Origin of the sequence: Kitasatospora phosalacinea (assembly GCF_030268885.1) — a bacterium.
In the GTDB taxonomy this organism is placed as follows: Bacteria; Actinomycetota; Actinomycetes; order Streptomycetales; family Streptomycetaceae; genus Kitasatospora; species Kitasatospora phosalacinea_C.
In genome coordinates, this window is record NZ_BSSA01000045.1 from 16,933 (window position 1) to 43,757 (window position 26,825).

At 75.3% G+C, this 26,825-nt stretch carries 24 protein-coding genes; 14 read left to right on the forward strand and 10 right to left on the reverse strand.

The genetic code is table 11. From position 1 onward, the window contains the following. The first annotated feature begins 154 nt into the window (after window positions 1–154). The 4 genes from QSK52_RS36830 (at window position 155) to QSK52_RS36845 (ending at window position 7,052) form a co-directional block, all read left to right on the forward strand. Window positions 155–1,840 (forward strand): cellulose binding domain-containing protein, encoded by a 1,686-nt coding sequence (locus tag QSK52_RS36830; protein ID WP_285740643.1) that lies wholly within the window; start codon window positions 155–157, stop codon window positions 1,838–1,840. A gap of 103 nt (window positions 1,841–1,943) precedes the next feature. Further along, a complete protein-coding gene (locus QSK52_RS36835; RefSeq protein ID WP_435053465.1) occupies window positions 1,944–3,260 on the forward strand; it encodes an ABC transporter substrate-binding protein in 1,317 nt (438 codons plus the stop codon). Between the two features lie 250 nt (window positions 3,261–3,510). Further along, window positions 3,511–5,988, forward strand: a complete 2,478-nt coding sequence (locus tag QSK52_RS36840; RefSeq protein WP_285740645.1) for a glycoside hydrolase family 2 protein — start codon at window positions 3,511–3,513, stop codon at window positions 5,986–5,988. 119 nt (window positions 5,989–6,107) lie between these two features. Continuing rightward, window positions 6,108–7,052 (forward strand): ADP-ribosylglycohydrolase family protein, encoded by a 945-nt coding sequence (locus tag QSK52_RS36845; protein ID WP_435053466.1) that lies wholly within the window; start codon window positions 6,108–6,110, stop codon window positions 7,050–7,052. Window positions 7,053–7,058: 6 nt separating this feature from the next. On the opposite strand, the gene QSK52_RS36850 is transcribed toward QSK52_RS36845, so the two are convergent. Next, window positions 7,059–7,964 (reverse strand): aldo/keto reductase, encoded by a 906-nt coding sequence (locus QSK52_RS36850; protein ID WP_285740647.1) that lies wholly within the window; start codon window positions 7,962–7,964, stop codon window positions 7,059–7,061. A gap of 298 nt (window positions 7,965–8,262) precedes the next feature. On the opposite strand from QSK52_RS36850, the gene QSK52_RS36855 reads away from it, so the two are divergent. The 3 genes from QSK52_RS36855 to QSK52_RS36865 all read left to right on the forward strand — a co-directional run bounded on the left by QSK52_RS36855 (window position 8,263) and on the right by QSK52_RS36865 (window position 10,683). Beyond that, a complete protein-coding gene (locus QSK52_RS36855; protein WP_285740648.1) occupies window positions 8,263–8,937 on the forward strand; it encodes a DedA family protein in 675 nt (224 codons plus the stop codon). 119 nt (window positions 8,938–9,056) lie between these two features. Continuing rightward, on the forward strand, window positions 9,057–9,734 hold the full coding sequence (locus QSK52_RS36860) for an O-methyltransferase (protein ID WP_285740649.1): 678 nt from the start codon (window positions 9,057–9,059) through the stop codon (window positions 9,732–9,734). A gap of 58 nt (window positions 9,735–9,792) precedes the next feature. Then, entirely contained in the window at window positions 9,793–10,683 is an 891-nt protein-coding gene (locus QSK52_RS36865; RefSeq protein WP_285740650.1) for a Gfo/Idh/MocA family protein, read from the forward strand. Window positions 10,684–10,715: 32 nt separating this feature from the next. On the opposite strand, the gene QSK52_RS36870 is transcribed toward QSK52_RS36865, so the two are convergent. Continuing rightward, a complete protein-coding gene (locus QSK52_RS36870) occupies window positions 10,716–11,804 on the reverse strand; it encodes a hypothetical protein (protein ID WP_285740651.1) in 1,089 nt (362 codons plus the stop codon). A 223-nt stretch (window positions 11,805–12,027) separates the two neighbouring features. On the opposite strand from QSK52_RS36870, the gene QSK52_RS36875 reads away from it, so the two are divergent. Next, window positions 12,028–13,164 (forward strand): damage-control phosphatase ARMT1 family protein, encoded by a 1,137-nt coding sequence (locus QSK52_RS36875; protein ID WP_352230356.1) that lies wholly within the window; start codon window positions 12,028–12,030, stop codon window positions 13,162–13,164. Between the two features lie 15 nt (window positions 13,165–13,179). On the opposite strand, the gene QSK52_RS36880 is transcribed toward QSK52_RS36875, so the two are convergent. The 4 genes from QSK52_RS36880 to QSK52_RS36895 all read right to left on the reverse strand — a co-directional run bounded on the left by QSK52_RS36880 (window position 13,180) and on the right by QSK52_RS36895 (window position 15,773). Further along, entirely contained in the window at window positions 13,180–13,539 is a 360-nt protein-coding gene (locus QSK52_RS36880) for a hypothetical protein (RefSeq protein ID WP_285740653.1), read from the reverse strand. A 103-nt stretch (window positions 13,540–13,642) separates the two neighbouring features. Beyond that, window positions 13,643–14,836 carry a barstar family protein gene (locus QSK52_RS36885; RefSeq protein WP_285740654.1) on the reverse strand — a complete coding sequence of 398 codons (1,194 nt, stop codon included), beginning with the start codon at window positions 14,834–14,836 and terminating at the stop codon, window positions 13,643–13,645. 46 nt (window positions 14,837–14,882) lie between these two features. Continuing rightward, a complete protein-coding gene (locus QSK52_RS36890) occupies window positions 14,883–15,398 on the reverse strand; it encodes a DinB family protein (RefSeq protein WP_285740655.1) in 516 nt (171 codons plus the stop codon). A gap of 48 nt (window positions 15,399–15,446) precedes the next feature. Then, window positions 15,447–15,773, reverse strand: coding sequence for a hypothetical protein (locus QSK52_RS36895; RefSeq protein ID WP_285740656.1), 327 nt, complete (start codon window positions 15,771–15,773; stop codon window positions 15,447–15,449). A gap of 100 nt (window positions 15,774–15,873) precedes the next feature. Here QSK52_RS36895 and QSK52_RS36900 point away from each other — a divergent pair, with 100 nt between their 5' ends. Further along, window positions 15,874–16,512, forward strand: coding sequence for a TetR/AcrR family transcriptional regulator C-terminal domain-containing protein (locus tag QSK52_RS36900; protein ID WP_285740657.1), 639 nt, complete (start codon window positions 15,874–15,876; stop codon window positions 16,510–16,512). Between the two features lie 211 nt (window positions 16,513–16,723). Here the strand turns inward: QSK52_RS36900 and QSK52_RS39760 are convergent, their stop codons facing one another. Further along, window positions 16,724–19,156, reverse strand: coding sequence for a protein kinase domain-containing protein (locus tag QSK52_RS39760; RefSeq protein WP_435053467.1), 2,433 nt, complete (start codon window positions 19,154–19,156; stop codon window positions 16,724–16,726). Between the two features lie 191 nt (window positions 19,157–19,347). On the opposite strand from QSK52_RS39760, the gene QSK52_RS36910 reads away from it, so the two are divergent. Further along, window positions 19,348–20,298, forward strand: coding sequence for a GNAT family N-acetyltransferase (locus QSK52_RS36910; protein ID WP_285740658.1), 951 nt, complete (start codon window positions 19,348–19,350; stop codon window positions 20,296–20,298). A gap of 38 nt (window positions 20,299–20,336) precedes the next feature. Next, window positions 20,337–21,071, forward strand: a complete 735-nt coding sequence (locus tag QSK52_RS36915) for a class I SAM-dependent methyltransferase (protein ID WP_285740659.1) — start codon at window positions 20,337–20,339, stop codon at window positions 21,069–21,071. Window positions 21,072–21,189: 118 nt separating this feature from the next. On the opposite strand, the gene QSK52_RS36920 is transcribed toward QSK52_RS36915, so the two are convergent. After that, window positions 21,190–21,816, reverse strand: a complete 627-nt coding sequence (locus QSK52_RS36920; protein ID WP_285740660.1) for a LysE family translocator — start codon at window positions 21,814–21,816, stop codon at window positions 21,190–21,192. A gap of 146 nt (window positions 21,817–21,962) precedes the next feature. Beyond that, window positions 21,963–22,835 (reverse strand): lysozyme, encoded by an 873-nt coding sequence (locus tag QSK52_RS36925; protein WP_285740661.1) that lies wholly within the window; start codon window positions 22,833–22,835, stop codon window positions 21,963–21,965. A gap of 326 nt (window positions 22,836–23,161) precedes the next feature. Between QSK52_RS36925 and QSK52_RS36930 the strand changes: the two genes are divergently transcribed. Next, window positions 23,162–24,031 carry a metallophosphoesterase family protein gene (locus QSK52_RS36930; protein WP_285740662.1) on the forward strand — a complete coding sequence of 290 codons (870 nt, stop codon included), beginning with the start codon at window positions 23,162–23,164 and terminating at the stop codon, window positions 24,029–24,031. 109 nt (window positions 24,032–24,140) lie between these two features. After that, complete coding sequence (locus tag QSK52_RS36935) at window positions 24,141–25,283, forward strand: DNA glycosylase AlkZ-like family protein (protein ID WP_285740663.1); 1,143 nt, start codon at window positions 24,141–24,143, stop codon at window positions 25,281–25,283. On the opposite strand, the gene QSK52_RS36940 is transcribed toward QSK52_RS36935, so the two are convergent. Beyond that, window positions 25,284–25,832, reverse strand: a complete 549-nt coding sequence (locus QSK52_RS36940; protein WP_285740664.1) for a hypothetical protein — start codon at window positions 25,830–25,832, stop codon at window positions 25,284–25,286. Between the two features lie 303 nt (window positions 25,833–26,135). Here QSK52_RS36940 and QSK52_RS36945 point away from each other — a divergent pair, with 303 nt between their 5' ends. Then, a complete protein-coding gene (locus QSK52_RS36945) occupies window positions 26,136–26,702 on the forward strand; it encodes a GNAT family N-acetyltransferase (protein ID WP_285740665.1) in 567 nt (188 codons plus the stop codon). The last annotated feature ends 123 nt before the right edge of the window (window positions 26,703–26,825 follow it).

The window sequence follows — 26,825 nt, forward strand, 5'->3', positions numbered from 1 at the left end:
AGCACTTCCCCGCAAGGCCCGGTGCGGGCGGCACGCCCCAACGAACGCCGCCGTCCGCACCGCCGACCCCGAGCCCCCGCGATTGGGACACCCGGCGGCCGGGGCACCTCCCACCCGCACCCCCACCCCCCCACCCGGGACGAAAGGCACTCGCGTGAACCCGAGACTCCAGCACCACCGCCCCCGCACCTCCGCCAAGCGCCTGGCGCCGATGGCCCTGCTGCTCGCCGCGTCCGTCGCCGCGGCGGGCCTGACCCTCGGCCGGGCCGACACCGCGCAGGCGGCCGGAGCGGACTCGTTCGCGACCCGCTGCGGCACGCACTTCTGCCTGGACGGCAAGGAGTACTACTTCGCGGGCACCAACACCTACGACCTGTTCACGTACGGCGGCAGCTACGGCGACACCGAGACGCAGTTCATGGACAAGGCCCGGATCGACGCCCAGTTCGCCAACCTGCAGGCCGACAAGGTCGACGTGGTGCGGCTGTGGATGTTCAGCCACGAGAACTGGCACGGCTTCGAGAAGTCCAAGGGCGTCTACGACGAGCAGGAGTTCGCCCAGTTCGACTACATCGTCCAGTCCGCCAAGGCGCACGGCATCCGGCTCGTCCCGGTCTTCGAGAACTACTGGGAGGCGTACGGCGGCATCGACACCCGCCTGCAGTGGGAGGGCCTCTCCGGCGGCCAGCCCGGCCGGGCCGCGTTCTTCGACAAGACCCGCTGCCCGGGCTGCTTCACCTCGTACAAGAACTACGTCTCGTACGCGCTGAACCGGGTCAACCACTACAGCGGCGTCAAGTACAAGGACGACCCGACCATCTTCGCCTGGGACCTGATGAACGAGCCCCGGTACCAGGACCAGAGCGCCGCCGAGAACGTCGACGGGACGACGCTGCGCGCCTGGGTGGACGAGATGGGCGCGTTCGTGAAGTCGATCGACTCCAAGCACCTGCTGGGCGTCGGGCTGGAGGGCCACGGCACGAACTACGGCTTCGGCGGGGACGAGGGCAACCCCTTCGTCCACGTGCAGCAGTCGCCGTACATCGACTACACCTCCGCGCACCCGTACCCGACCGAGTCCTGGGCGAACCTGAGCCTCGACCGGACCAAGGCGCTGATCCGCTCGTGGATCACCGACTCGCACGACAAGGTCGGGAAGCCGTTCTTCATGGGCGAGTTCAACGTCCACAACGTCGACCGCTCGGCCTGGTGGGGGCAGCTCTACCCCGACTTCGAGGCCGCGGGCGGCGACGGCAGCGCGTTCTGGTGGTACGCGGACCGCAGCGTGGACGGGAAGTTCGGGGTGATGGCCGGGGCGCCCGAACTGTCGGTGTTCCGGGCCCACTCGGACCGGATGCGCGCCAAGTCCGGTCTGACGAGCGGGACTTCGAGCCCGACGCCGACGGGCGGCACGAGCCCGAGCGCCTCCGCGAGCCCGTCCCCGTCCGCCAGTGCCAGTGCCAGCGCCAGTGCGAGTGCGAGTGCCAGCGCGAGTGCCAGTACCAGCGCGCCCGCCGGGAGTTGTGCGGTGCACTACGGGCTGTCGGACTGGGGCAGCACCTTCAACGGCGACGTGACGGTGAAGAACACCGGCAGCGCGCCGGTCAACGGCTGGCGGGTGGCGTTCGCGTTCCCCGGTGACCAGAAGGTCACCACCATGTGGAACGCGGTGCCGGTGCAGACCGGCAGGCAGGTGGTGGCGAGCAACCCGGCCTCGTACAACACGGTGATCGCGGCCGGGGGGAGCGTCAACTTCGGCTTCAGCGGCACCTCCAGCGTGGGGACCAACGGCGTTCCGACCGCCTTCACGCTCAACGGCCAGTCCTGCAGCACGTACTGACGGAGCGTCAATTCACGCTGACCGTGCGGTGGCCGTCGTCCGAACGGCGACCACCGCACGGCCCGGCACGAGCACGAGCACGAGCACGAGCACGAGGGGAACGATGCGCAGAGGATGGGCCGCCGTGGGTTCGGCGACCGCCCTGGCCCTGGTCCTGGGCGGGTGCACCGGAGGGGGCGGGCCCGCTCCGCTGAAGGGGGTGGTGGCGGAGGCCGACCGGTCGAAGGTGTCGGGGTCGATCACGGTGCTGACCAACCGGGTCGACCAGGTGAACAGCGGGCTGCTGAAGAAGTACGCGGCCGAGTTCAACAAGCTCTACCCGAAGGTGAAGGTGAGCTTCGAGGGCCTCGTCGACTACGAGGGCGAGGTGGGCAAGCGCCTGGCCGGGGGCGACTACGGTGACGTGCTGCTGATCCCGGACAGCCTCCCGGCGGGCCAGTTCCCCAGCTACTTCGCCCCGTTGGGCAACGCGAGCGAACTGTCGGACACCTTCGACTACATCGACTACGGCACCGTCGACGGGCGGGTGTACGGCATCGCGAACATCGGCATCGCCTCCGGGATGGTCTACAACAAGGCGGTGTGGGCGAAGGCGGGCGTCACCGAGTGGCCCGCCACGCCGGAGCAGTTCCTCGCCGACCTGCAGGCGATCAAGGAGAAGACCCAGGCGATCCCGTACTACACCAACTACCACGACGGTTGGCCGCTGCGGCAGTGGTCGGACGCGATCGGCGTGCCCAGCTGCGACAACACCGCGCGCGACCGGCTGGCCGCCACCGCCGCGCCCTGGGCGCCGGGCGGCGACCTGTACGCGGTCGACGGCCTGCTGTACCGGATCGTGCACGGGAAGCTGGCCGAGGCCGATCCGCGGACCACCGACTGGGAGCAGTCCAAGAAACTGCTGGGCACCGGCCGGGTGGCCACCATGGAACTGGGCTCCTGGGCGGTCGCGCAGATGCGGGAGGCCGCGCGGGACGCGGGCGCGGACCCGGACGACATCGGGTTCATGCCGCTGCCGGTGCAGCACGACGGGCACTTCTGCACCGTCGTGCAGCCGGACTACAAGTACGCGGTCAACGTGCACTCGCCGCACCGGGACGCGGCCGCGGCCTGGTTGGAGTGGTACGTCACGCGCTCCGGCAGCGCCGCCGCGGACGAGTCGATCTCCGCGGTGCGCGGGGCGAAGCTGCCCGCCTCGCTGCAGCCGCTGGACGACCGGGCGGTGCGGATGATCCCGCAGACCCGGGAGCAGTTGGCGAAGGTCGACGCGATCGACAGGGCCGCGGGCATCGGGCTGGACGCGCCCGACTACCGGCGCAGGCTGGTCGACCTGGCGACGGGCGCCGTCCCCGGCGACCTGGACTCCTATTTCGCGGACCTCAACCGGCGCTGGGGCCGGGCGCAGAAGGCCGCGGGCTGAGTGCGTCCCGCAGGCCGACCCGCCTGGTGAACCGGTAAACCTGCTGCCCTGTCCAGCCCGTCCGTGGCTGGTGGGGCAGCAGTGGCGTTTCCGGGCTTTCCGGCAGTTCGCAGCGGAGTTGACGGGCACTGAAACCCATCAAGGCATTCACATAACCGGTTTATAGACAGGTGCGCTCCGGCGGGTTACGGTTCTGCTCGCGCCGCAAACCCGACCACCGGTCCGGCCGAACGACCAAGGAGCCGCACGCATGAAGGACACCACCCCGCTCGACCAGGGCTGGAGCCTGCACCACGAAGGGAACCGGCTGCCCGCCACCGTCCCGGGCTGCGTCCACACCGACCTGCTGGACGCCGGGCTGATCCCCGACCCGTTCCTGGACGCCAACGAGCTGGAGGTGGCCTGGGTCGGCCGCCGCGACTGGACCTACACGCTGGAACTGCCCGCCCACGGCAGCCGCCACGAGCGCACCGACCTGGTCTTCGACGGCCTCGACACCGCCGCCACCGTCACCCTCGGCGGCACCGGGCTCGGCTCCACCCGCAACATGCACCGCCGCTACCGCTTCGACGCCACCGGCCTGGACGGCGAGCTGCGGGTCGTCTTCACCAGCGCCTACACCGAGGCCGAACGCGTCCGCGCCCTGGTCGGCGACCGGCCCAACGTGTACCCCGAACCGTTCCAGTACATCCGCAAGATGGCCAGCAGCTTCGGCTGGGACTGGGGCCCGACCCTGCCCAGCGCGGGCATCTGGAAGCCCGCCCGGCTGGAGCACTGGTCCACCGCCCGGATCGCCGAGGTCCGCCCGCTGGTCACCGTCGACGGCAGCACCGGCCGGGTCGAGCTCCACGTGACCCTGGAGCGCACCGCCACCGGCACCGGCCGCCCGCTCACCCTGCGCGCCTCGGTGGCCGGGGCCCGCGCCGAGACCGTCACCGACGGCGACAGCGCCGTCCTCACCCTGGAGGCCGCCGACGTCGCCCGCTGGTGGCCCCGCGGCTACGGCGAGCAGCCCCGCTACGACCTCGACCTCGTACTGGCCGACGGCGACGACCCGCTCGACACCTGGCAGCGCCGGATCGGCTTCCGCACCGTCGAACTGCGCCGCACCCCCGACGCCACCGGCACCCCCTTCACCCTGGTCGTCAACGGCGAACCGCTGTTCGTCCGCGGCGCCAACTGGATCCCCGACGACACCCTCGTCACCCGCGTCACCCCCGCCCGCTACCGCCACCGCCTCCAGCAGGCCGCCGACGCCAACATCGACCTGATCCGGGTCTGGGGCGGCGGCATCTACGAGCAGGAGGCCTTCTACGACGCCTGCGACGAACTCGGCCTGCTGGTCTGGCAGGACTTCCTGTTCGCCTGCTCCGCCTACCCCGAGGAGCAGCCGCTGCGCGGCGAGATCGAGGCCGAGGCCCGCGACAACGTGGTGCGCCTGATGCCGCACCCCTCGCTGGTGCTGTGGAACGGCAACAACGAGAACCTCTGGGGCTTCCGCGACTGGGGCTGGGAGGAGGAGCTGCGGGCCGGTGCCGAAGGGGCCGACTCCTGGGGCGAGGGCTACTACCTCGGCGTGCTGCCCCGGATCGTCGCCGAACTCGACCCCACCCGCCCGTACGCGGCCGGCAGCCCCTGGTCCGGCAGCTGGGACCACCACCCCAACGACGTCGACCACGGCACCCACCACTCCTGGGAGGTCTGGAACCGCCAGGACTTCGCCGAGTACCGCGCCAGCGTCCCCCGCTTCGTCGCCGAGTTCGGCTGGCAGGCCCCGCCCGCGTACGCCACCCTGCGCCGCGCCCTGCCGACCGAGGAGCTCGCCGCCGACTCGCCCGGCATGCTGCACCACCAGAAGGCCGAGGACGGCAACGGCAAGCTGAACCGCGGCGTCGAGCGGCACTTCGAACTGCCCACCGGCCCCGGCGCGTTCGACCGCTGGCACTACCTCACCCAGCTCGTCCAGGCCCGCGCGATCGCCACCGGCATCGAGCACTGGCGCTCGCACTGGCCGCACTGCGCCGGCACCGTCGTCTGGCAGATCAACGACTGCTGGCCGGTCTCCTCCTGGGCCGCCGTCGACGGCGACGGACGGCTCAAGCCGCTCCACCACGAACTGCGCCGCCTGTACGCCGACCGGCTGCTCACCCTGCAGCCCGCCGACCGCGACGGCGCCCCGCGGATCGCCCTGGTCAACCAGTCCGCCGCGGCCTGGACCACCACGCTGCGCCTGCGCCGCCTGGACGCCGACGGCCACGTGCTCGCCGAGACCACCGCCGACCTCACCGCCGACCCCCGGAGCGTGCACCGGCTCCCCGTCCCCGACGGGCTGCTGCCCGCCGACGGCTCCGACAAGGAGTACCTGGTCGCGGACGCGGACGGCCTGCGCGCCGTGCACTTCCCCGTCCCCGACAAGGTCTTCGCGTACCCGGAGCCGGAGTTCGACCTGGCCGTCGCGGAGGCCGGGGACGGCGCCCTCGACGTGGTCGTCACCGCCCGCACCCTGGTCCGCGACCTGCTGCTGCAGGCCGACCGGATCGACCCGGCCGCCGCCGCCGACCGCGGCCTGACCACCCTGCTGCCCGGCGAGCGCACCACCGTCCGGGTGCACGGCCTCACCGGCACGCCGACCGCCGAGCAGATCCGGGCGGCCGTCTTCTGCGTCGAACCCGCCGGAACGGCCGAACCCGCCGAATCCGCCGGAACGGCTGGAACGGCCGGGCGGTAGCGCGGCGTCGGTATCCGCGGCTCCTGGTCGGCGCCCTCGCCCCGGCGACCAGGAGCGGTCCCACCAGGGCCTGACCGGGTTCCGGAAATCCGACGGCCCCCGCCGGGCGGTGCGGCAGGATGCGCGGCATGACCATCCCCACCGCCACCGCCCGGCAGGCCGCCCGCGACGCACTGGAGGGCCTGGCCCTCGGGGACGCCTTCGGGGAGCGCTGGTTCGGACTGTTCCGGACGCCCGCCGAGGCGTTCGAGCAGATCCGGGCCCGGCGCACCCCCGCGGAGGCGCCCTGGCACTGGACGGACGACACCGCGATGGCGCTGTGCGTGTACCGGGCGCTGCTCGACCAGGACGGCGTCAACCGCACCCGGCTCGCCGCGATGTTCGGTGCCACCTTCCTGGCCGACCCGGGCCGCGGCTACGGCCACGGCATGAAGCGGCTGCTGCCCGTCCTCGCCGAGCAGCCGCAGCGCTGGGAGACCGGGGCGGCGGCGCTGTTCGACGGGCAGGGCAGCCTCGGCAACGGCGCCGCGATGCGGGTCGCCCCGCTCGGCGCCTGGTTCGCCGCGGACCTCGACGAGACCGCCGAACAGGCCGCCCACTCCGCCGAGGTCACCCACGCCCACCCCGAGGGCATCGCCGGGGCGGTCGCCGTCGCCCTGGCCGCCGCGCTCGCCGCCCTCGGCCGGACGGAGGGCGGCGCCCCGGCCGGGGCGGAACTGCTGCACGAGGTCGCCGCCCGCACCCCGGACGGGGCGGTTCGCGAAGGCGTCCGGGCCGCCGCCGAACTGTCCCCCGGCACGGAGCCGTGGCGGGCCGCCGACCTGCTCGGCAACGGGCAGCGGGTCCGCGCCGGTGACACCGTGCCGTTCGCGCTCTGGTCCGCCGCCCACCACCTCGACAGCCTCACCGACGCGCTGTGGACCACCGCCGAGGGCCTCGGCGACGTCGACACCACCTGCGCGATCACCGGCGGCGTGGTCGCCGCCCGCACCGGCCTGTCCGGCGTCCCGGCCGCCTGGCGCGAGCGCCGCGAGGAGCTGCCGCGGTGGGTGGCGCAGGAGTAGCCGCCGCTACCCGGCCGGGGCGTCCAGCAGGGCGAGTTCGGCGGCGGTCAGGCGCAGGGCCGCGGCGGCGAGGTTCTGCCGCAGGTGCTCCGGGTTCCGGGTGCCGGGGATGGCCAGCACGTGCGGACCGCGGTGCAGCGTCCAGGCCAGCCGGACCTGGGCGGGCGTCGCGCCGTGCGCCTCGGCGACGGCCCGGACCCGGGCGTCCCGCTCGGCGGCGGGGGCGGCCTCGCGGGCCGTCCCGGAGATGGCGAAGAACGGGACGAAGGCGATGCCGAGCTCGCCGCACAGCTCCAGCAGCCCGTTCTCGTCCGCCAGCCGGCGGTCCAGCCCGTAGGAGTTCTGCACGCACACCACGGGGGCGATCGCCCGGGCCTGGTGGACGTGCTCGGGGCGGACGTTGGACAGGCCCAGGTGCCGGACCAGCCCGGCCCGCTGCAGCTCGGCGAGGGCGCCGAAGTGCTCGGCGACGGACTCCACGTCCGGCCCGTTGCGGCGCAGGTTCACCACGTCCAGGTGGTCGGTGCCCAGCTGGCGCAGGTTCTCCTCGACCTGGGCGCGCAGCTGCTCGGGCCGGGCCATGGTGTACCACTCCCCGTCGGGGGTGCGGCCGGGCCCGACCTTGGTCACCACGGTGACCCGGTGGCCGCGCCGGCCCGCCAGCGCCCGGCCCAGCAGCTCGTTGGCGGAGCGCAGCGGCGAGAAGTAGAACGAGGCGGTGTCGACGTGGTCGACGCCCTGGTCGAACGCCTCGTGCAGCAGCCGGACGGCGGCCGCCCGGTCGACCGGCGGGCCGTCGGAGTTGCCGTGCACGCCGTTGCCGGTCAGCCGCATCGCCCCGTAGCCGAGCCGGTTCACCTCCAGGTCGCCGAGCCGCCACGTACCGGCCGCCGCTGCCGCCGCGTCACCCATGCGCACTTCCCCTCCGTCGGATGCCAGGAGACGGAGTATGGGCCGGTCGGGCGGTGGACCGACAGGGCCCGCGGGTGCGGGGAATCTCACCCCCGGGCGGGGAACGAACGCACCGGCGCCGGGAGTTGGATCCGGTGGACGAAGGGGCGCCGACCGGCCGTCGGCGGGCCCCGGGGAGGGGGTCCGCGGGGGCGGCGGCAGCGGATAGGCTGGCCCGGCTGGTTCTTTGCCGAAATTTTTCCTGTGTGCCGTACGACGTGTCGACGGCCTTGTCCTGCCCAGACGGAGGTACTCCGCCTTGCACGTCGACCAATGGATCAATGACGTCCCGCCGACCCTGGTGTACGTCATCATCGGCCTGATCATCGGCCTGGAGAGCCTGGGCATCCCGCTGCCCGGCGAGATCGCCCTGGTCACCGCCGCGCTGCTGGCCGCCAAGGGCACGGTCAGCCCGTGGGGCGTGGCGCTCTGCGCGATCGCGGGCGCGATCATCGGCGACTCGATCGGCTACGCGATCGGGCACAAGGGCGGCAGGCCGCTGTTCGAGAAACTCGGCCGGAAGTTCCCCAAGCACTTCGGGCCCGACCACCTGGCCACCGCCGAGCGGCAGTTCCAGCGCTGGGGCATGTGGGCCGTCTTCTTCGGCCGCTTCGTCGCCCTGCTGCGGATCTTCGCGGGTCCGCTGGCGGGCACCCTGCGGATGCCGTACTGGAAGTTCCTGATCGCCAACGTGCTGGGCGGCGTGGTCTGGGCGGGCGGCACCACGCTGCTGGTCTACCAGGTCGGCAAGGTCGCCGAGAAGTACCTCCAGGGCGCCTCGTACATCGGGCTGGGCGCGGCCGTGCTGTTCGGCGCGGGTTCGGCGCTGTGGCTCAAGCGGAAGGCCAAGAAGTCCCGGGCCGAGCACCCCGAGCAGTCCGGCGGCAAGAGCGGCGAGCCGCTCGCCGAGACCTTCGCGGAGCGCACCGACTGATCCCGCGCCGCCGTGCCGAGGCCGCCGCGACCCCACCGGGTCCCGGCGGCCTCGGCGTGTCCCGGGGGTCGCGCGGGTAGGTTCGGCAGGTTCGAAGTGAGCGCGAAGTGGGGAGCACCATGCAGAACGACCCGCAGCTGTGGACCGCGGTGGACGAGTACGCCGAGGCGCTGCTGATCGGCCCGGACGAAGCCCTGGACGCCGCGCGGGAGGCAGCCGACGAGGCCGGGCTGCCGCCGATCGCGGTCGCCGCCAACCAGGGCAAGCTGCTGCACCTGCTGGCCCGGATCCGCGGCGCCCGGCGCATCCTGGAGATCGGCACGCTGGCCGGCTACAGCACCATCTGGCTGGCCCGCGCCCTGCCCGACGGCGGCACCCTGACCACCCTGGAGCTCGACCCGGCGCACGCCGCCGTCGCCACCGCCAACCTGGAGCGGGCCGGTCTCGCCGACCGCGTCGAGGTCCGCCTCGGCCCGGCCCTGGACACCCTGGCCCAGCTGATCGCGCAGGGCACCGAACCGTACGACTTCTTCTTCGTCGACGCCGACAAGGCCACCATCCCGCAGTACGTCGAGGCCGCCCTCGCGCTGGCGAGCCCCGGCGCGGTGATCGTGGTCGACAACGTGGTGCGCCAGGGCCGGCTCGCCGACGCCGACAGCACCGACCCGGCGGTGCTCGGCGTGCGGCGGCTGCACGAGCTGATCGCGGACGAGAAGCGGCTGGACGCCACCACCGTGCAGACCGTCGGCAGCCGGGGCCACGACGGGTTCACCCTGATCAGGGTCCTGGAGGCGTAGCCCGGCGTTCGGGCCCCGTACTCCCGGCGGCCGGTGCCGAGGTGGAAGACTGGGCGGCATGCGCATCGGACTCCTCGGCACCGGCCCCTGGGCGGGCTTCGTGCACGCCCCCGCCCTGGCCGCCCACCCCGACGTCACCTTCGCCGGCCTCTGGGGGCGCCGCCCCGAGGCCGCCGCCGAACTCGCGGCCGTCCACGGCGTCCCCGCCCACCCGACCGTCGAGGCCCTGCTGGCCGAGGTGGACGCGGTCGCCATCGCCCTCCCGCCGGACGTGCAGGCCGAGTACGCGGCCCAGGCCGCCCGGGCCGGCAAGCACCTGCTGCTGGACAAGCCGGTCGCCGCGACCGTCGACGCCGCCCGCGCCGTGGAGGACGCGGCCGCCGCCTCCGGCGTCGCCTCGGTGGTCTTCTTCACCACCCGCTTCGGCCCCACCCAGGACGCCTGGATCACCGAACAGGCCGCCACCGGCGGCTGGTTCACCGCCCACTGCCACTGGATCGGCTCGATCTTCACCACCGACAGCCCGTTCGCCGCCTCCCCCTGGCGCCAGCAGAAGGGCGCGCTGTGGGACGTCGGCCCGCACGCCCTCTCCGTCCTGCTGCCCGTCCTCGGCGAGGTCGAGCAGCTCACCGCCGCCCCCGGCCCCGCCGACACCGCCCACCTGGTGCTGCGCCACCGCGGCGGCGCCTCCAGCACCGTCACCCTCACCCTGACCGCCCCGCCCGCCGCCTCCGCGAACGGCGCGGCCCTCGAACTGCGCGGCGCCTCCGGCGTCACCTCCCTCCCCGAGCGCGACACCGAGGCCACCGACGCCTTCGCCCGCGCGATCGACGCCCTGCTCGCCGCCGCGCGCACCGGCACCCCGCACGCCTGCGACATCGCCTTCGGACGGCAGGTGGTCGAGGTGCTGGCCGCCGCCGAGGAGCAGCTGCTGCGCGGCGGCAAGTAGGACCGGACCGCCGGGGCCCGCGGGCAGGCCCGTCAGGGGTTGGCGGGGCGCCGGTCGGCCGGGCGGCGCGGCGGGATCGGGGTCGCCGGGAAGTCGCGCGGGCCGGTCCACAGGGCCGGGACGGCGTCCGCCCGGCGGGCCAGCTCGTAGGCGACCGACTCGTAGTTGACCCGCCAGCCCCGGAAGTGCGGCCATGCCTCGGCGACCGTCCGCTCCAGGCCCATGCCCGCCGAGGTGACCAACTCCGCCGCCGCGTAGAACTCCTCGAAGGTCAGCCGGATCGGCCCGTCCGGGTCGGGGTCGGGCTCGAACGGGATGCGCAGCGCCGTCGCGATGTCGCGCAGCGCGGTGAACCCGGCGCGCAGCAGCAGCCGGGCCTCGGGCGGGGCCGAGCGCGGGTTCAGCGCCAGCTGCATCGCGGCCGCGTCCATCACCGCGATCAGGCCCACCACCCAGCTGCGGTACGGCTGCGGGGAGCGGAACGAGATCAGCACCGGGTAGTTGGAGTGCCCCTCGCCGAGGTCGGCCGCCAGCCGCTCCCAGTCCCGGTACAGCTCCGGCAGTTCGCTCTCGGTGCGCACCAGCGCCTGCCGGGCCAGCAGTTCCGGCCCCCAGGCCGGTTCGCCCGCCCGCGACTGCAGCAGCGTCACCTCCAACTCCCGCCGGTTGTACGCCCCGTACAGCGTCGGCAGGTAGGCGATCAGCAGCGCGATGATCAGCGGGCCGTTGGCCGCCGCCAGGAAGTCGATCACCGACAGGTGCAGCCGGTCGCCGCTGGCGAAACCCAGCGTGAACAGGCTCGACCCGGCCTCCCGGAACGCCACCCGCCACCCCAGGTCGGACGTCCCGCGCAGCAGCAGCGTGTACGCCAGCAGCGTCGACAGCAGCCAGCAGCCCAGCATCCCCAGCAGGATCAGCGGCGCCAGCCAGGTCTGCGCCCGGTCGATCGCCCGGTAGCCGCCGAACGGCGCCGCGACCGCCCGCACCACCCGGCGCAGCACCGACCACAGCCGGATCACCAGGGCCGAGTACAGCCCGCGCGGCACCACCAGCGTCCGCAGGATGCTGGCCGCCGTGGCCAGCAGCAGGGCGGCCCCGGCCACCGTGAAGATCACTCTCATGCGGTCATTGTGGCGTCCGGTCGGCCCGGGCCGGACGAGCCCCCGCCCGCGGCCCCGTCGGAGGCACCGTCCACCGGGCGGGTGCGCAGCCGCCCGCGGGCCGTCCGCCGCCCGTCGGCCGCCGCCCACCGGCCGCCCGCGTGAAAGCATCGGGGGAGACCGCCGTCCGTCCGCGACAGAACCGAGCCCCGACGTGCCCGTGCCGACGCCCCCCGACGCGCCCGTGATCCGCATCGACGCCCCCGGCTCCTTCCCCCGCGCCGTCTTCCACGAGCGCCACCCCGTCCTGGTCCGGCAGGTGCTGGACGCGCTGCCCTACGGCCCGCGGCAGCGGGCGGCCCTGGAGGAACTGCTCGCCCGCAGCACCGGCGGCGGAACCCTGGAGCCGCCCGGCCCGGACGCCCCCGACGCCGCGCAGTGGCGGGCCTGGGGCGAGGGGCTGTGGGGGCGGCCGTGGGACGAGGCGCCCTTCCTGTGGGCGGAGAGCTGGTTCTACCGGCTGCTCCTGGAGGCCACCGGCTACTTCCGCCCCGACGGCGCCTGGCGGGGCGTCGACCCGTTCGCGCCGTTCAAGGCCGCCGAACTCACCGGCCCGGCCGTGGACGCCGAACTCGCCGCCCTGGACGCCCTGCCCCCCGACCCGCGGGCCGCCCTGCTGTCCGCCGCCCTGTGGGGCAACCGCGCCGACCTCAGCTTCCGGCTCACCGCGCGGGACGGCGGCCGGGCGCCCGACCTGGTCGCCGACGACAGCGCCCGGCTCTGGGCCGTCCTCGAACGCGCCCCGGGCGGCCGGGTCGGCCTGGTCGCGGACAACGCCGGACGCGAACTCCTCCCCGACCTGGTGCTGGCCGACCACCTGCTCACCACCGGCCTCGCCGGACACGTCGCCCTGTACGTCAAACCCCAGCCCTACTTCGTCTCCGACGCCACCACCGCCGACACCCTCGCCACCCTCACCCGCCTGCGCGCCGCCCCCGGCGAGGCCGCCGCCGCGACCGGCGAACGGCTGTGGCGGGCCACCGCCGACGGCACCCTGACCGTCCGCACCCACCCGTTCTTCTGCGCCCCGCTGCCCTACGCCGCGATGCCCGCCGACCTGCGCGCCGAACTCTCCGGCGCCACCCTGACGATCCTCAAGGGCGACCTCAACTACCGCCGCCTGCTGGACGACCGCCACTGGCCCGCCACCACCCCCTTCGCCGACCTCACCGCCCACTTCCCCACCCCCGTCGCCGCCCTGCGCACCCTCAAGTCGGACGTCCTGGCGGGCGTCACCCCCGACACCCTCGCCCGCCTCGACGCCGAGGGCCCCGGCTGGCGCACCGACGGCCGCCACGCCCTCGTCCAGGTCCGCGCCTGAGCCGCGGTGCCCCCGCTAGAGCGCGGCGCCGTAGCCCGTCGACCCCGCCAGCAGGCGGCGGTGGCCGTCGGCGGCGGGCTCCCGCGCGGCGATCCGGCGGGCCTCGGCCAGGAGCGGGGCGGCCTCCGGCAGGTGGTCGGGGTGCTCCAGCGGGAAGGCGAGGGCGAGCAGGTCGCGGACCTCCCGGTCCGGGCAGGTGGTGAAGCACGCGGCGGCGGCCAGCCAGAACCGCGGCCACAGGTCGGCGTACGGCTCGGTCGGCAGGTGGGCGAGCCGCAGTGCCTCCGGGTAGCGCGCCCGGGCCTGGTCGAGGGTGAGCCGACCGCCGCGGTGGTCCGCCGCCAGGGCGGCCGGTTCGGCGTCCCGCTCGGTCAACTCCGTTCCCCCTCCGTCGCCACCAGGCCGGGCCCGCCCGCGGTCGGGTCGTACGTCGATCGTCCCGGGCGGCGGCTCCGGCCCGGCTCGGCCGCCGTCGCTCTCACCGGAGCACGACGGTGACGCCGTGCTCGCGCAGGAGGTTCACGGTCTCCTCGAAGTACGACAGGCCGCCGAGGTGGTGCAGGACGTGTCCGGCCAGGGCCCGGCGGGCGAGGGCGGCGTGGTGCCAGACGAGGGTGAACGGCGGGACGACGGAGGGCCCGCCGCACAGGCAGTCCGCCACCGCGTCCAGGCACGTCCCGTAGTTGGCGCCGGGACCGAGCAGGGCTTCGCCGAGCGCCAGGAGCAGGCCGGCCCGGTCGGTGGCGTGCCGTCCGTCCAGGTGGTACGTCCCGCCGGAGCGGCCGTCCGGCCCGTACCGGCCGGCGCGGGTGAGGCGCAGCCACTCGGACCGGCCCCCGGCGTCGAACCGTGCCCACTGGCCGGGCCGCGCGGGAACACCCTCGGACCAGACCTCCCAGACCGCGCGGGCGGCCGGGGTGGGACGGTCGTCACCGGGGTCGGTGACGGTGACGTCGACCAGGGCTGCGCCGAGGACGGAGGGGCGTGCCTCGACGGTGTCCAGGACGAGGTGGTACCCGGTCATCGTCCGGCCGTGGCGGTCGAGGCGCCGGAGCGTGACCGGGCCGCCCTCCTGCGGGAGGGGACGGCGCAGCAGGGCCAGCAGCGGCGCGGCGGGTTCGCAGCTGATCAGGTGCAGGGGCCGGGCGGGGCGCTGCGGGCGCGGGGCGAACAGGCCGTCGACGGAGCGGCAACCGCCCGACGGGCCGTCCCCCCGGAGCGAGGGGAACCACAGGTCGAAGCGCGGCTGCGGGGGCAGCCGCCTGCTGCCCCGGTGGTCGTCCTCCCTGACGCCGGTGCCCACGACGAGGTCCACCCGCCCGGGATCGCCCGGCGCGGGCCGGTGGGCCAGGACGGTGGCGTCCTCCAGGTCCCAGGAGCGGTGCGGCCCGCCGTTCGACGGATCCGCGGGTTCGATCGAGAGCATGCCGTCCCCCAGCAGCCGCACCGGTCCGGCGCTGTCGGTCACGCGCCGGACCAGCAGGCTCTCGCGCGGGCAGCCGCGTAGCGTCAGGACCTCCCGCGGCAGCGGGGGCGGGTCCGCGAACAGGCCCTCGACCTCCGCGCACCGCCCCCACAGCACGTCCTCCTCCGCCTCGTGGACGTCCTCCCGCACCAGGAGGTACCGGACCGGGAAGTCCCGCTCCCACCCGGCGTGTTCCTCGGACCGCACGCTCCCCCTACTGCCGACTCGTCGTGGCGCCCTCGCCCCGCGGGGCTCAGCTGCCGGTGCGGCCGTCGAGGAGTTCGCGCACGACGTCGAGGTGGCCGTTGTGGCGGGAGGTCTCCTCGATCAGGTGGAGCAGGATCCAGCGCAGGTCGGGGTGGCGGCCGTCGCGGATCGACTGCTTCGCCGGGGTGTCCAGGTCGTGCGCGGCGACCAACTCCCGGAAGCGGGCGCTCTGCTCCTCGTACTCGGCGAGCAGCCGGGGGAGCGGGACGTCGACCGCGGTGCGCATCTCCGGGTCGGGGTCGTCCTCGGTGGCGTGGACGAGGGGGCCCTGCTCCTCGCGGCCGAGGAAGACCACGTCCAGCCAGTAGTGCTCGACCCAGCGCAGGTGGCTGATCAGGCCGCAGGGCGTCATCAGCGGGGAGCCGGGCAGCGGGGAACGGCGGGCGTCCTCCGCGGAGAGGCCCTCGCACTTGGCGCGGGCGGTGGCCCGGGCGTAGTCGAGGAAGGTGGACAGCTGGGTGCGCTCGTCCCAGGAGGGAGGCGTGTCGGTTCGCTCGGTCATCGCGGGCAGTCTGCCGCACGCCTGACGCGGCGTCGACGGGTTTTCGGTTCAGACGGCGACCGGGTGGGCGAGGGCGTCCTCGGCGACCACGCGGTAGACGGCGTTCAGCCGGGGCTCGCTGACCAGGTGCCGGATCCGCTGGTAGCGGCGCTCCTCGATCGGGGCGAGGCGCTCCATCCAGACCGGGATGTCCGCGGGCTCGACGTCCTCGACGACCGCGACGGTGCACAGCTCCTGCGGGTCCTCCAGGTTGAGCGCGCTCAGCACCACCCGCGGGTCGTCGGGGACGACCTCGTCGGGGGCCCAGGCGCGGCGGAACTCCTGGTAGTCGACGCCTGCGTTGAGCGTGCGGACCATGACGGCGACGAGCTTCACGGCGGGTTCCTCCTCGTGGTTCCGATGGATTCTTACGGTGTAAGAACCGCGGTGGCGATAGATTGCCTTGCACTGCAAGAGAAGTCAAGGAGGAACCCGCATGGCCGACCGGCGCTCCCGCCCCCGCTCCGGACTGACCAGGGAGAAGGTCCTCGACGCCGCCGTCGAGTTCGTCGACCGGCACGGCGCGGAGGCCCTCTCCACCCGCCGCCTCGGTGCGGAACTCGGCGTCGAGGGCATGACGCTCTACCACTACGTGCCCAGCAAGGCCGCCCTGCTCGACGGCATGGTCGAACGACTGCTGCTCCAGGTCGACGCCGAGGCCCGCTACGCCGACGGCGAGCCCTGGACGCAGACCGTCCGCACCGCCGCCGACGCGCTGCGCGCGGTGCTGCACCGGCACCCCGGCATGCTGCCGGTGATCGCCGTCCGGCCCGTCAACTCACCCGCCGCGATCGGGGTGTTCGAACAGGCCCTGGCCCGGCTGCGGGCCGCCGACGTGCCGCTCGACCTGGCGATGGACGTCCTCAATGCGGCGATGACCTTCACCATCGGCCACACCCTGGCCGAACTCGGCGACGCCCCCGAGACCCCGGCCGCCGTCGACCCCCGGGCGCACCCGCACTTCGCCCGGGCCCTCGCCACCGGCGCCGGCCTCGACTTCGACCGCCGCCACCAGCGCACCCTGGAGATCATCGTCAACGGCTACGCGGCCCTGCTGGAGCGGCCCGCCGGGTGAGCACCCGGCGCCGGGACGGGGCAGGGGCGGGGCCGGGAGCGGGGATCGTCAGGTGGTGGTGGGGTGTCGGTCGGGGCGGGGCCGTGAGCGGCGGGAGGGCGGCCGCCCGGTGGGGCGGGGGGGGCGGGTGCGGCCCTGCTGGAGGGCCCCGCCGGGTGAGCGCCCGGCGCCGGGAGGGCGGGGTGTCCGTGCCGGGGCGGCCGGGTGGGGGTCAGGGGTGCGGGGTGGGGGCCGCCGCCGGGGCGTCGTGCGGGGTCGGGGTCGGGGTGCGGCCCGGGAGGGCGGTGCGGGCCGGCAGGGTGGCGAGCAGCAGGCAGGCGGCCGCCCACCAGGGCGGGGTGTCGGCGGTGGCGTACAGCACCGAGGTGCCGACGGCCTGCCCGGTGAGCTGGGCGGCGACCACGGCGCCCGCGGCCCCGCCGAGCAGTCCGGGGGCGGCGGTGGCGGTCGCGCAGCAGAACACCGGTACCAGGGCCAGGCCGAAGCCCAGCCCCGCGACGGCCGTGCCGATCGGCAGGAAGGTGTCCGTCCATCCGCTCGCCAGGGCGAGGACGCCCCCCGCCACGCCCACCACGGTGGTCAGCAGGCCCGTCACGGCCAGGCCGCGGGGCGACGCCGCCGGGTGCCGCAGGCGGGCGCGGGCCGCGGCGGCGCCGACGGCGGCCCCGGCGGCCAGCAGCAGCATCGGCAGGCAGGTGGCGAGGACGGCCCCGTCGGCCGCGTCGTCCACCATGTCGGTCAGCATCGGCAGCAGGGACAGGAAGCCCGCACCCGTGAGCGCCGCGACGAGCAGGCCGCCGGTCCGGTCGCCACCGGTGACGACGTCCGGCGGGAGCAGCCCGCCCGGGCCGCGGCGCTGCTGCCACCAGAAGAGTCCGAGCAGGACGAGCCCGACGGCGGACGGCCCGACCATCCAGGGGGTCGGCCACGGCCAGCCGGTGCCGACCAGCAGCAGCCCGGGGCCGAGGGCGCCGAGCAGCGCGCCCGGTACGGAGAAGCGGCCGCGCGACGGGGGGTCCGACGGCAGGGTGCGGACGGCGGCCAGCGCGGCCGGCGCGGCGACCGAGCAGGCGAGCAGGACGACGTCCGAGGAGAGCAGCCGGAGGGCCAGCAGCCCGGCCACCGCGGCACCGACGCAGACCGCCGCGTACACCCCGAAGGTCCCGGTCCGCTCGCGGGGATCGTGCGGGCCGGTGGCGGTGACGGCCAGCGAGGCGGTCAGCGCGAGCGCGCCGCCACCGCCCTGCAGGACGGCGGCGGCGTGCAGCACCGGATCGGTCAGGCCGAGCGCCCCGCCGGACACGCCCAGCAGGCAGCCCGCCGCGAACCCGGCCAGCCCGAGGGCCAAGGTGCTCCGGCGCCCCCTGACGTCCGCCAGGTGGCCGCCGGGCAGCAGCAGCGCCGCGAAGGCCACCGCGCTCCAGGACAGCTCCGGGCCCCAGCGGTAGGAGGCGTCCGGGCCCCAGACCCCCTGCACCAGCCCGAGCACCACGGCCACCTGCGTCAGCCCGAGCACCACCCGGCCCCCGCGGCGGCCGGGGGACGGGGCGGCGGCGGGCACCGCGGCGGCGGGGACGTGGGCGCGTTCGGTCGGGGTGTAGCCGGGCGGCGCAGTCGGTGCGGACCAGGGCGCGGCCGCGGGCGCCGGTGCGACCGCGACCGCCGGTGCGGGCGTCGGCACGGGCGGCGCGCTCCGGGGCTCGGGCACGTAGTCCAGCAACTGGGCCGCGTGCCGCCCGAGTTGGGCCAGGATCTCGCCGGGCAGCCAGACGCCCCCGTCCTCCCGCCCGCCCCCGCTCCCGTCCCCGCCGCCCCCGCCGCCCCCGCTCCCGCCGATCGCGGCGGAGATCTGCGCCGGGGTGGGCCGCCGGGCCGGGTCCTTGTCCAGGCAGGCCCGCACCAGGCCGTGCAGGGAGGCCGGGACGCCGGTCAGGTCGGGCTCCTCCTCGGCGACCCGGAACAGGTGGGCGTTCAGGTTGGAGTCCGCGGCACCGAACAGCAGCCGCCCGGTGGCGGCGTACACCAGGACCGCGCCGAGGCAGAACACGTCGCTGGCGGGGGTGAGTTCGAGACCGCGGACCTGCTCCGGGGACATGAAGCCGGGGGAGCCGATCAGCATGCCGGTGCGGGTGTGCAGGCTGTCGCCGACCAGGCCGTCCATGGCCCGGACGATGCCGAAGTCGATGACCCGCGGCCCGTCCACCGTCACCAGCACGTTGGACGGCTTGAGGTCGCGGTGGATCAGGCCCGCCCCGTGCACGGCCTGCAGGGCGAGGGCCAGCCGGTCGGCGAGGACGCGCACCGAGCGTTCGGGCAGCGGGCCGAAGTCCCGGGCGACGACCGCGGTCAGGCTCGGCCCGGGCACGTACTGGGTGGCCACCCAGGGCACGTCGGCCCCGGTGTCCGCGTCCAGGACGTCCGCCGTCCAGCTCCCGCCCACCCGCCGGGCCGCGTCCACCTCGCGGGCGAACCGCCTGCGGAACTCGGTCTGCTGGGCGTACTCGGCCTGGACGACCTTGACCGCGACGGTGCGGCCGGCCTCGGAACGGCCGAGGTAGACCAGCCCCATGCCCCCGGCGCCCAGCCGGGCGATCAGGCGGTAGGGGCCGATGTGCGAGGGGTCTTCGGCGGTCAACTGGTCCACCGTCAGGAATGTAGCGGAGACGGCCAGGAGGGGGGAGACGACCGCGGCACCGGGCCGGGCGGCGGCGAAAACCGGTTGGGGGAGCGGGGCGCGGACGGGTAGAAAGGCCGGGTTTGCCGGACGGGCGACGGGACGACGTCGCACGGGCAGGGACGAGGACGTACGGGGACGTACGGGAAGAGGAGCACGCCATGGCACTGCCGGACGGAATGACGGTGCGGCCCGCCACGGTCGCGGACGCGGCGGCGGTCTGCGCCCTGCTGAACCGGGTGGACGAGATCGAGACCGGCGAACCCGGCACCGACCTCGCCGAGGTCGAGCAGGAACTCGCCCACCCCGACGTGGACCTGGCCGCCGACAGTTGGCTCCTGCACGACGCCGACGGGCAGTTGGTCGGCTACGGGCTGGTGCGCGACCGCTCCGGCGGCGAGCGGATCGACCTCGACCAGTACCTGCTGCCCGACCAACTCGCGGGCGGCCTGCACCTGTTCGACCTGATGGAGGCCCGCGCCGCCGACCTCGCCCGCGGCAACGGCGCCGAACGGGCCGTGCTGCACCTGCTGCTCAACAGCACGCCCACCACCGACACCGACGCGCTGCGCGCCCGCGGCTGGCGGCTGGCCCGCCGCCACCACTCCCTGCACCGCGCGATCTCCCCGGCCACCGACCCGCTGCCCGAGCCCCCGGCGGGCGTGCGGCTGCGCGACTGCACCGAGGAGGCCGACCGGCAGGTCGCGCACCGGCTGATCCAGCAGACCTTCGCCGCGCACTACGACTTCAAGCCCCGCACGTACGAGCAGTGGCTGCAGGACATCGGCGGCGAGACGGTCGACTGGTCCCTGGTGTGGGTCGCCGCGCTCGACGGCCACGGCGACGTCGCCGTGCTGCGCACCGGCGTCCGACCGCCCGGCACCGCCTGGGCGTCCAACATCGGCGTGCTGCCCGCCGCCCGCGGCCGCGGCCTCGGCGGGTACCTGCTGCGGCACTTCTTCGCCGCGCACGCCGCCCGCGGCCTGACCGGCGCGGGCCTGGGCGTCGACACCGAGAACGCCACCGGCGCGATGGAGCTGTACCTCAAGAACGGCATGCAACTCCAGTTCGCCGTCGACACCTGGGAGTTGGTGCTGCCGACCGCCGCCTGAGCCCCGTCCCGCCCTCCACCGACCCGAGGACGTCCGCCGTGTACGACGCCCGCACCGCCGCCGACTACCGGGCGGCCCGCGAACTGCCCCGCGAGGGCCTGACCGCCTGGCGGGAGGCGGTCGCCGAGTACGCCGCACCGCGCCCCGGCACCACCCTGCTCGACGTCGGCGCGGGCACCGGGGCCTTCGCCACCGCCTTCCGCGACTGGTACGGGGTGCACGTGCTGGCCGTCGAACCAGCGCCCGCCATGCGGGAGTTGATCCCGGCGGGGGAGGGCGTCACGGTGCTCGACGGCCGGGCCGAGCACCTGCCCGTCGCGGACGCGGCCGCGGACGCCGCCTGGCTCGGCTCCGTCCTGCACCACCTCACCGATCTCCCCGCCGCCGCACGGGAGTTGCACCGGGTACTGCGCCCCGGCGCCCCGGTGCTGATCCGCAACGCCTTCCCCGGCCGGTGCGAACGCGACCTGCGGGTGCGGTACTTCCCCGAGACCGCCGCCGGGATCGACGCCTACCCGAGCGTGGAGCGGGTCACCGAGGTCTTCGCCGCGGCCGGGTTCACCCGCACCGCCCTGCGCCCGCTGCCGCAGCGCTCCGCCCCGACCCTGGCCGCGTACGCCGCGGGCCTGCGCCGCGCCGCGGACGGCAAGCTGCGGGCACTGAGCGACGAGGCCTGGCGGGCCGGGCCGGCCCGGCTGCGCCGCGCGGCCGCGCAGCGTCCGGACGAACCCGCCGTCAGCTGGATGGACCTGCTGGTGCTGCAACGGAGTTGAACCCGCAGGAGCGTCCGGCGCCCCGCCCGGAGAGGCGCACCGGCCCGGGCGCCGGAGGAGTGGCCGCGGCTGGTCCGCCCCGGCGGCCGGGTCGCCCCGGCGGACCCCGCCGACCGCGTCAGCGTTCGACGGCGAGGCGCACGCCCAGGCCGATGAACACGCCGCCGGTCGCCACGTCGAGGCGGCGGCGGGCGGCCCGGCGGCGGCCGAGCCAGCTGCCGATCCGGCCCGCCAGGACGCCCACGGTGCCGTCCACCAGGAACTCCAGTCCGACGAAGACCGCGCCGAGGACCAGGAACTGCAGCCAGACGTGCCCGAGTCGGGGGTCGACGAACTGTGGCAGGAACGCGAGGGTGAAGGTGACCATCTTCGGGTTCACCAGGTTCGTCAGCAGCCCGCGGAAGTACGCGCGCCGACCGGAGAGCCCGCCCGCGCCCGGGTCCGCCTGCTGCTCGCCGCGGTGGCGGACGGCCTGCACGCCGAGGTGCACGAGGTAGGCGGCACCCGCCAGGCGCAGTGCGGTGAACGCGGCCGGCGCGGCGGCGAAGAACGCGGACAGTCCGGCGGCCGCGAGCGTGATGTGGACGATCTCGCTGGTCGCGACCCCGGCGGTGGCGAGCAGTCCGGCCCGCGCGCCGCCGCGCATCCCGCAGCCGAGGACGAACAGCATGTCCGGTCCCGGGCTGATCATCGCGACGAGGGTGGTGACGAGGAAGAGGGCGAAGAGGTGCTGTTCGACGGGCACGGGGACGATGCTGGTACGGACGGGAGCGGCCGGGCAAGCGGCGTCCGCGGGCCGGGGTGCCCTTTCGGCCAGGCGGCCCGGGCCCGCCCGCGGCCGGTGCGGGGCGTGTTCCGGCCGCGGGCGGGCTGGTGCGGGGGTGCCGGCTGTCAGCCGTTGGCGAGGGCCTGGACGCGGTCGAGCGCGCCGTTGAAGTAGTCCTGGTCGCCGGGCAGGGTGCCGGAGTCGGAGTACTGCCAGATGGTCTGGTACGACCAGCCGGCCGGGAGGGTGCCGACCGCGGTGGAGTAGCGGGCTATCCAGAGCGGGTTGGTGCCGGCGAAGGAGCTGTTGTTGCCGGTGCAGGTGCTCCACCAGTTGGTGGTGGTGTAGATCACCGGGTAGCGCCCGGTCTTGGTGTGCACGGTGTTGGAGAAGTCGCGGATCCAGCTGACCATCCCGGCCTGGCTCAGGCCGTAGCAGGTCGCGCCGTACGGGTTGTACTCGATGTCGAGGGCGGGCGGCAGGGTCTTGCCGTCCTTGGACCAGCCGCCGCCGTGGGCGACGAAGTACGCGGCCTGGGTGGCGCCGCTGGAGACGTTCGGCAGCGCGAAGTGGTAGGCGCCGCGGATCATCCCGACGTTGTAGGAGCCGTTGTACTGCTGGGCGAAGTACGGGTTGGTGTAGCTGGTGCCCTCGGTGGCCTTGACGTACGCGAACCGGCCGCCGTTGGCGTACGCGGTGCTCCAGGCGACGTTGCCCTGGTAGCCGGAGACGTCCATGCCCTTGGTCTGGGTGGCGGCCAGTGCTGCGAGGGTGCTCGCGGTGTCGGCTGGGTCGGTGGTCCGCGCGTTGCCGCGGCCCTCGTGGGAGGGGACGGTCGAGCCGGCGTAGTCCAGTTCGGGGTGGAAGCCGGGCGGGGTGGCCGGCTTGGCGGCCTGCGCGGGGGAGGCGGCGACGCCGAGGGCGCCGACGAGCAGGGCGGCGGAGGCGGCCGCGGTGGCGGCGCGGCGCAGGGAGCGGGTGGTGCCGGAAGCGGGCATGACGACTCCTCAATCCGGTGGCGGCGGCCGGGTCGGCCGCATGCGGAGAAGATATAGTCATGGCCCCGTCAGTCAACAGAGTGTTGAAACCACATATCGAATGACCGTATGTAGAGCGAACATCCATAGGTGTGACAACTGAACACCGGATGTTTGCAAGGATGTTGACGGAGTGACAGGAGCGGCCCCTGCTGGCGCACCCCACCGCCCCGGCGGTAGCGTGTCAACGCGCGTCCCACTGCCGGAACGGCCGGGACGGCCGGAACGGGCAAGGACGAACCGAGGCGGGCCGGGCGACCGGCCCGGCGCGAGGAGACGGGGGAGCGGTGCCGGACGGACGCCTGCTCGCGGTGAGCGACCTGCACGTCGGCGTCGCCGAGAACCGGGCCACCCTGGAGGCCCTGCGCCCCACCGGCCCCGACGACTGGCTGATCGTCGCCGGGGACGTCGCCGAACGCGTCCGCGACGTCGAAGCCGCCCTGCGCCTGCTCGCCGACCGCTTCGCCAAGGTCGTCTGGACGCCCGGCAACCACGAGCTGTGGAGCACCAGCGACGACCAGGCCGACCTCGCCGCCCCCGCCCGCTACCGGCTCCTGGTCGAACGCTGCCGCGCCCTCGGCGTCGCCACCCCCGAGGACCCGTACCCCGTCTGGCAGGGCCCCGACGGCCCGTACGCCGTCGCCCCCGTCTTCACCCTCTACGACTACAGCTGGCGGGTGCCCGGCGTCGCCGACAAGCAGCAGTCGCTCGCCCGCGCCCAGGCCAACGGCATCGTCTGCACCGACGAGTACCGGATCGACCCCGCCCCGCACCCCGCCGTCGAACACTGGTGCCGCGAACGCGTCGAGGTCACCGAGAAGGCGCTCGCCGCCCACGACCCCGCCCTGCCGCTGGTCCTGGCGAGCCACTGGCCGCTCGACCGCCGCCCCACCGACGTCCTGCACCACCCCGACTTCGCCCAGTGGTGCGGCACCGACCTCACCGCCGACTGGCACCGCCGCTACAACGTCGCCGCCGTCGTCTACGGCCACCTGCACATCCCCCGCACCACCTGGTACGAGGGCGTCCGCTTCGAGGAGGTCTCGCTCGGCTACCCCCGCGAGTGGCGCCGCCGCGGCCACCCGCGCGGGCTGCTCCGCCAGATCCTCCCCCACCCGGCCCCGCCCGAGCGGCCCGTCCCCGCGCCCGCGTCCTGAGCGGCCGCCTCCCGGGCGGCCGCGTCCCGACCGGTCGCGTCCCGACCGGCCGTTGTCGGTGCCGACCGCTAGCCTTCGCGGCAGGACCACACGAAGGGGGAGTCGGACGGTGGGAACGGTCGAACTGACGACGGAGCAGGTGCTGCGCTGGCGCCTGCGCCGGCAGCACCTCGACGCGGGAGCGGCGGCCGACGGCCCGCCCTCCGTCGTCGCCCTCGTCGAACGGCTCGCCGGGGTGCAGGCGCAGGTCCCGTCCGCCGCCGAACTCGCCGTCGCCCTGCGCACCGGCCCCGAGGGCCCCGCCGCCCTGCGCGCCGCCCACGCCGAGGGCCGCCTGCTGCGCACCTGGGCCCAGCGCGGCACCCTGCACCTGCTCGACCCGCGCACCGCCGCCGACGCGCTCGCCCTGATCGGCTCCGCCCGGACCTGGGAGAAGCCCGCCTGGGTCCGGGAGTTCGGCGCCACCCCCGCCCAGGTCGCCCAACTCGTCGAAGCCGTAGGTGAGTTGCTGAGCAGCGCGGTGCTGACCAGGGAGGAGCTCACCGCGGTGCTCGCCGCCGACCCCCGGTTCGCCCCGCTCGCCGAGCAACTCGCCTCCGGCTGGGGCACCCTGTTGAAACCCCTCGCCTGGCAGGGCGTGCTCTGCCACGCGCCCGCCCCCGGCGGCCGCGCCGCCTTCACCCATCCGGCCCACCACAGCCCCGACTGGCCGGGCCTCCCCCCGGTCGACCGGGCCGGGCCGCGCCTGCTCACCGCCTACCTCGGCGCGTACGGCCCCGCCGGGCTCGACCGGTTCGACGCCTGGCTGTCGCGCAACAGCCTGCGCAAGAGCGTCCTGAAGGGCTTCGCCGCCGCCCTCGGCGACCGCCTCACCACCGTCACCGTCGACGGCGCACCGGCCCTCGCCCTCACCGAACACCTCGACGACCTGGCCGCCACCCCGACCGCCCCGCCCGCCCCGAGCGTGCACCTGCTCGGCCCCTACGACCAGTACGTGCTGGGCCCCGGCACCAAGGCCACCGAGATCCTCCCCGCCGCCCACCGCACCGCGGTCAGCCGCACCGCGGGCCGGATCGCCCCGCTGCTCCTCGTCGACGGCCGCATCACCGGCACCTGGGAGCAGGACGGTCCGACCGTCACCGTCACCCCCTTCGAGCAGGCCCCGCCCGCCGCCGCCCTCCGCACCGCCGCCGAACGCCTCGCCGCGGCCACCGCCACCCCCGCCCTCACCGCCCGGGTGGCCACCGCCTGATCACCCCCGCGGCAGCCCGACCGTCAGGTAGAGGTCGCTCCCCTCCACCCAGGCGCGGGCGGCCCCGCCGGTCAGCGCCACCGCGGACCCCGGCGCCACCCCCTCCGCCCGCACCGCCATCGCGTGCTCCGAGCAGCCCAGCGCGAGGTACCGGAACGGCGGCCCGGCCGGGCCCGCGGCCTGCGCGTAGGGGCCGGGCAGCAGGGTGCCGGGGAAGGCGACCCGCCCCTGCGCGGCCCCGTCCGCACCGCCGGGCCGGGAGGCGCCGTAGCTGGAGAACCCGGTGCCCGCCCCCGCGGGGACGGCGGCCGCGAAGCAGGTGTCGCCCCGCACGGCGGCCACCAGCCGCCCGCCCGCGACCTCGGCGACCCCGAGGACCCGGACGGGGGCGGCGGCGGTCGGCGCGTCGAGCTCGGCCTGCAACTCGGGCTCCACCACGGCCGGTTGCACGGACAGCAGCGCCCACGGCCCGGTGGGGGCGGGGGGTCGGCCGTCGGCGGGGGACCCGGCCGTGCAGGCGGCCGGGAACACGAGGGCGGCGACGGCCACCGCACCCGTCCACCGCCTCGAACGGTGCCGCCCCATCCGTACCGCCCCCTCCCGCCGCGAACGCGCCCCATCGTAGGACGGGCACGCACCGTCCCGTCGGCGTTTCCCGGTTCCCGCGCCCGCCCCCGCCGGGTCCGTCGTGCCCGCTACGCGCGGGAGCGGCGCGGTCGGCCCCCGGCCCGGGGCCGACCGCGCCGGGTCGGGGGCGCACCGCCCCCGGCGGGGGCGGGCGCTGTGGCACCATGGCGGTTCCGGCGCCCCGCCGCGGAGGGCGCCCGCCGTCCCCCGCCCGAGGAGAGCCCGATGACCGCCGCCGAGCCGACGTCCGCCCCGACCACCCCGGCCGAACCGGTCTTCCGGACCGCGCGACTGCGGGACGTGCCGGACCTGGTGGCGCTGGTGGAGTCGGCCTACCGGGGGGAGTCCAGCCGGGCGGGCTGGACCACCGAGGCGGACCTGCTGGAGGGGCAGCGCACCGACGAGGCCGCGGTGACCGACCTGCTGGGGCGCCCCGACTCGGTGGTGCTGGTGGTGGAGGGGGAGGACGGCGCCCCGATCGCCTGCTGCCACGTGGAGCGGCGCGGCACGGCCGCGTACTTCGGCATGTTCTCGGTCTCCCCGGCCGTGCAGGGCGGCGGCCTGGGCCGGCAGGTGCTGGCCCGGGCCGAGGAGTGGGCCCGGGCCGAGTGGGGCGTCAGTGCGATGGAGATGACGGTCATCGAGCAGCGCGCCGACCTGATCGCCTGGTACGAGCGGCGCGGGTTCGTCCGCACCGGTGAGTTCGAGCCCTTCCCGTACGGGGACGAGCGCTTCGGCGTGCCGCTCCGCGCCGACCTGCGCTTCGCCAAGCTGGCGAAGCCGCTGGCCTAGAGATCGTCTTCAAAGGTCAGATCCAGAGCAGGATTGAGGCGATGGTGACGGTGGCCTGGTAGGACTCGCGGGTCTTGTCGTAGCGGGTGGCCAAGCCCCGCCACTGCTTGAGGCGGTTGAAGC

Bases quoted from the DNA above. Each gene is read 5' to 3' on its own strand.
- QSK52_RS36835 (WP_435053465.1), top strand. From the start codon at position 1,944: ATGCGCAGAGGATGGGCCGCCGTGGGTTCGGCGACCGCCCTGGCCCTG.
- QSK52_RS36840 (WP_285740645.1), top strand. From the start codon at position 3,511: ATGAAGGACACCACCCCGCTCGACCAGGGCTGGAGCCTGCACCACGAA.
- QSK52_RS36845 (WP_435053466.1), top strand. From the start codon at position 6,108: ATGCGCGGCATGACCATCCCCACCGCCACCGCCCGGCAGGCCGCCCGC.
- QSK52_RS36850 (WP_285740647.1), bottom strand. From the start codon at position 7,964: ATGGGTGACGCGGCGGCAGCGGCGGCCGGTACGTGGCGGCTCGGCGAC.
- QSK52_RS36860 (WP_285740649.1), top strand. From the start codon at position 9,057: ATGCAGAACGACCCGCAGCTGTGGACCGCGGTGGACGAGTACGCCGAG.
- QSK52_RS36865 (WP_285740650.1), top strand. From the start codon at position 9,793: ATGCGCATCGGACTCCTCGGCACCGGCCCCTGGGCGGGCTTCGTGCAC.
- QSK52_RS36870 (WP_285740651.1), bottom strand. From the start codon at position 11,804: ATGAGAGTGATCTTCACGGTGGCCGGGGCCGCCCTGCTGCTGGCCACG.
- QSK52_RS36890 (WP_285740655.1), bottom strand. From the start codon at position 15,398: ATGACCGAGCGAACCGACACGCCTCCCTCCTGGGACGAGCGCACCCAG.
- QSK52_RS36900 (WP_285740657.1), top strand. From the start codon at position 15,874: ATGGCCGACCGGCGCTCCCGCCCCCGCTCCGGACTGACCAGGGAGAAG.
- QSK52_RS36910 (WP_285740658.1), top strand. From the start codon at position 19,348: ATGGCACTGCCGGACGGAATGACGGTGCGGCCCGCCACGGTCGCGGAC.
- QSK52_RS36925 (WP_285740661.1), bottom strand. From the start codon at position 22,835: ATGCCCGCTTCCGGCACCACCCGCTCCCTGCGCCGCGCCGCCACCGCG.
- QSK52_RS36945 (WP_285740665.1), top strand. From the start codon at position 26,136: ATGACCGCCGCCGAGCCGACGTCCGCCCCGACCACCCCGGCCGAACCG.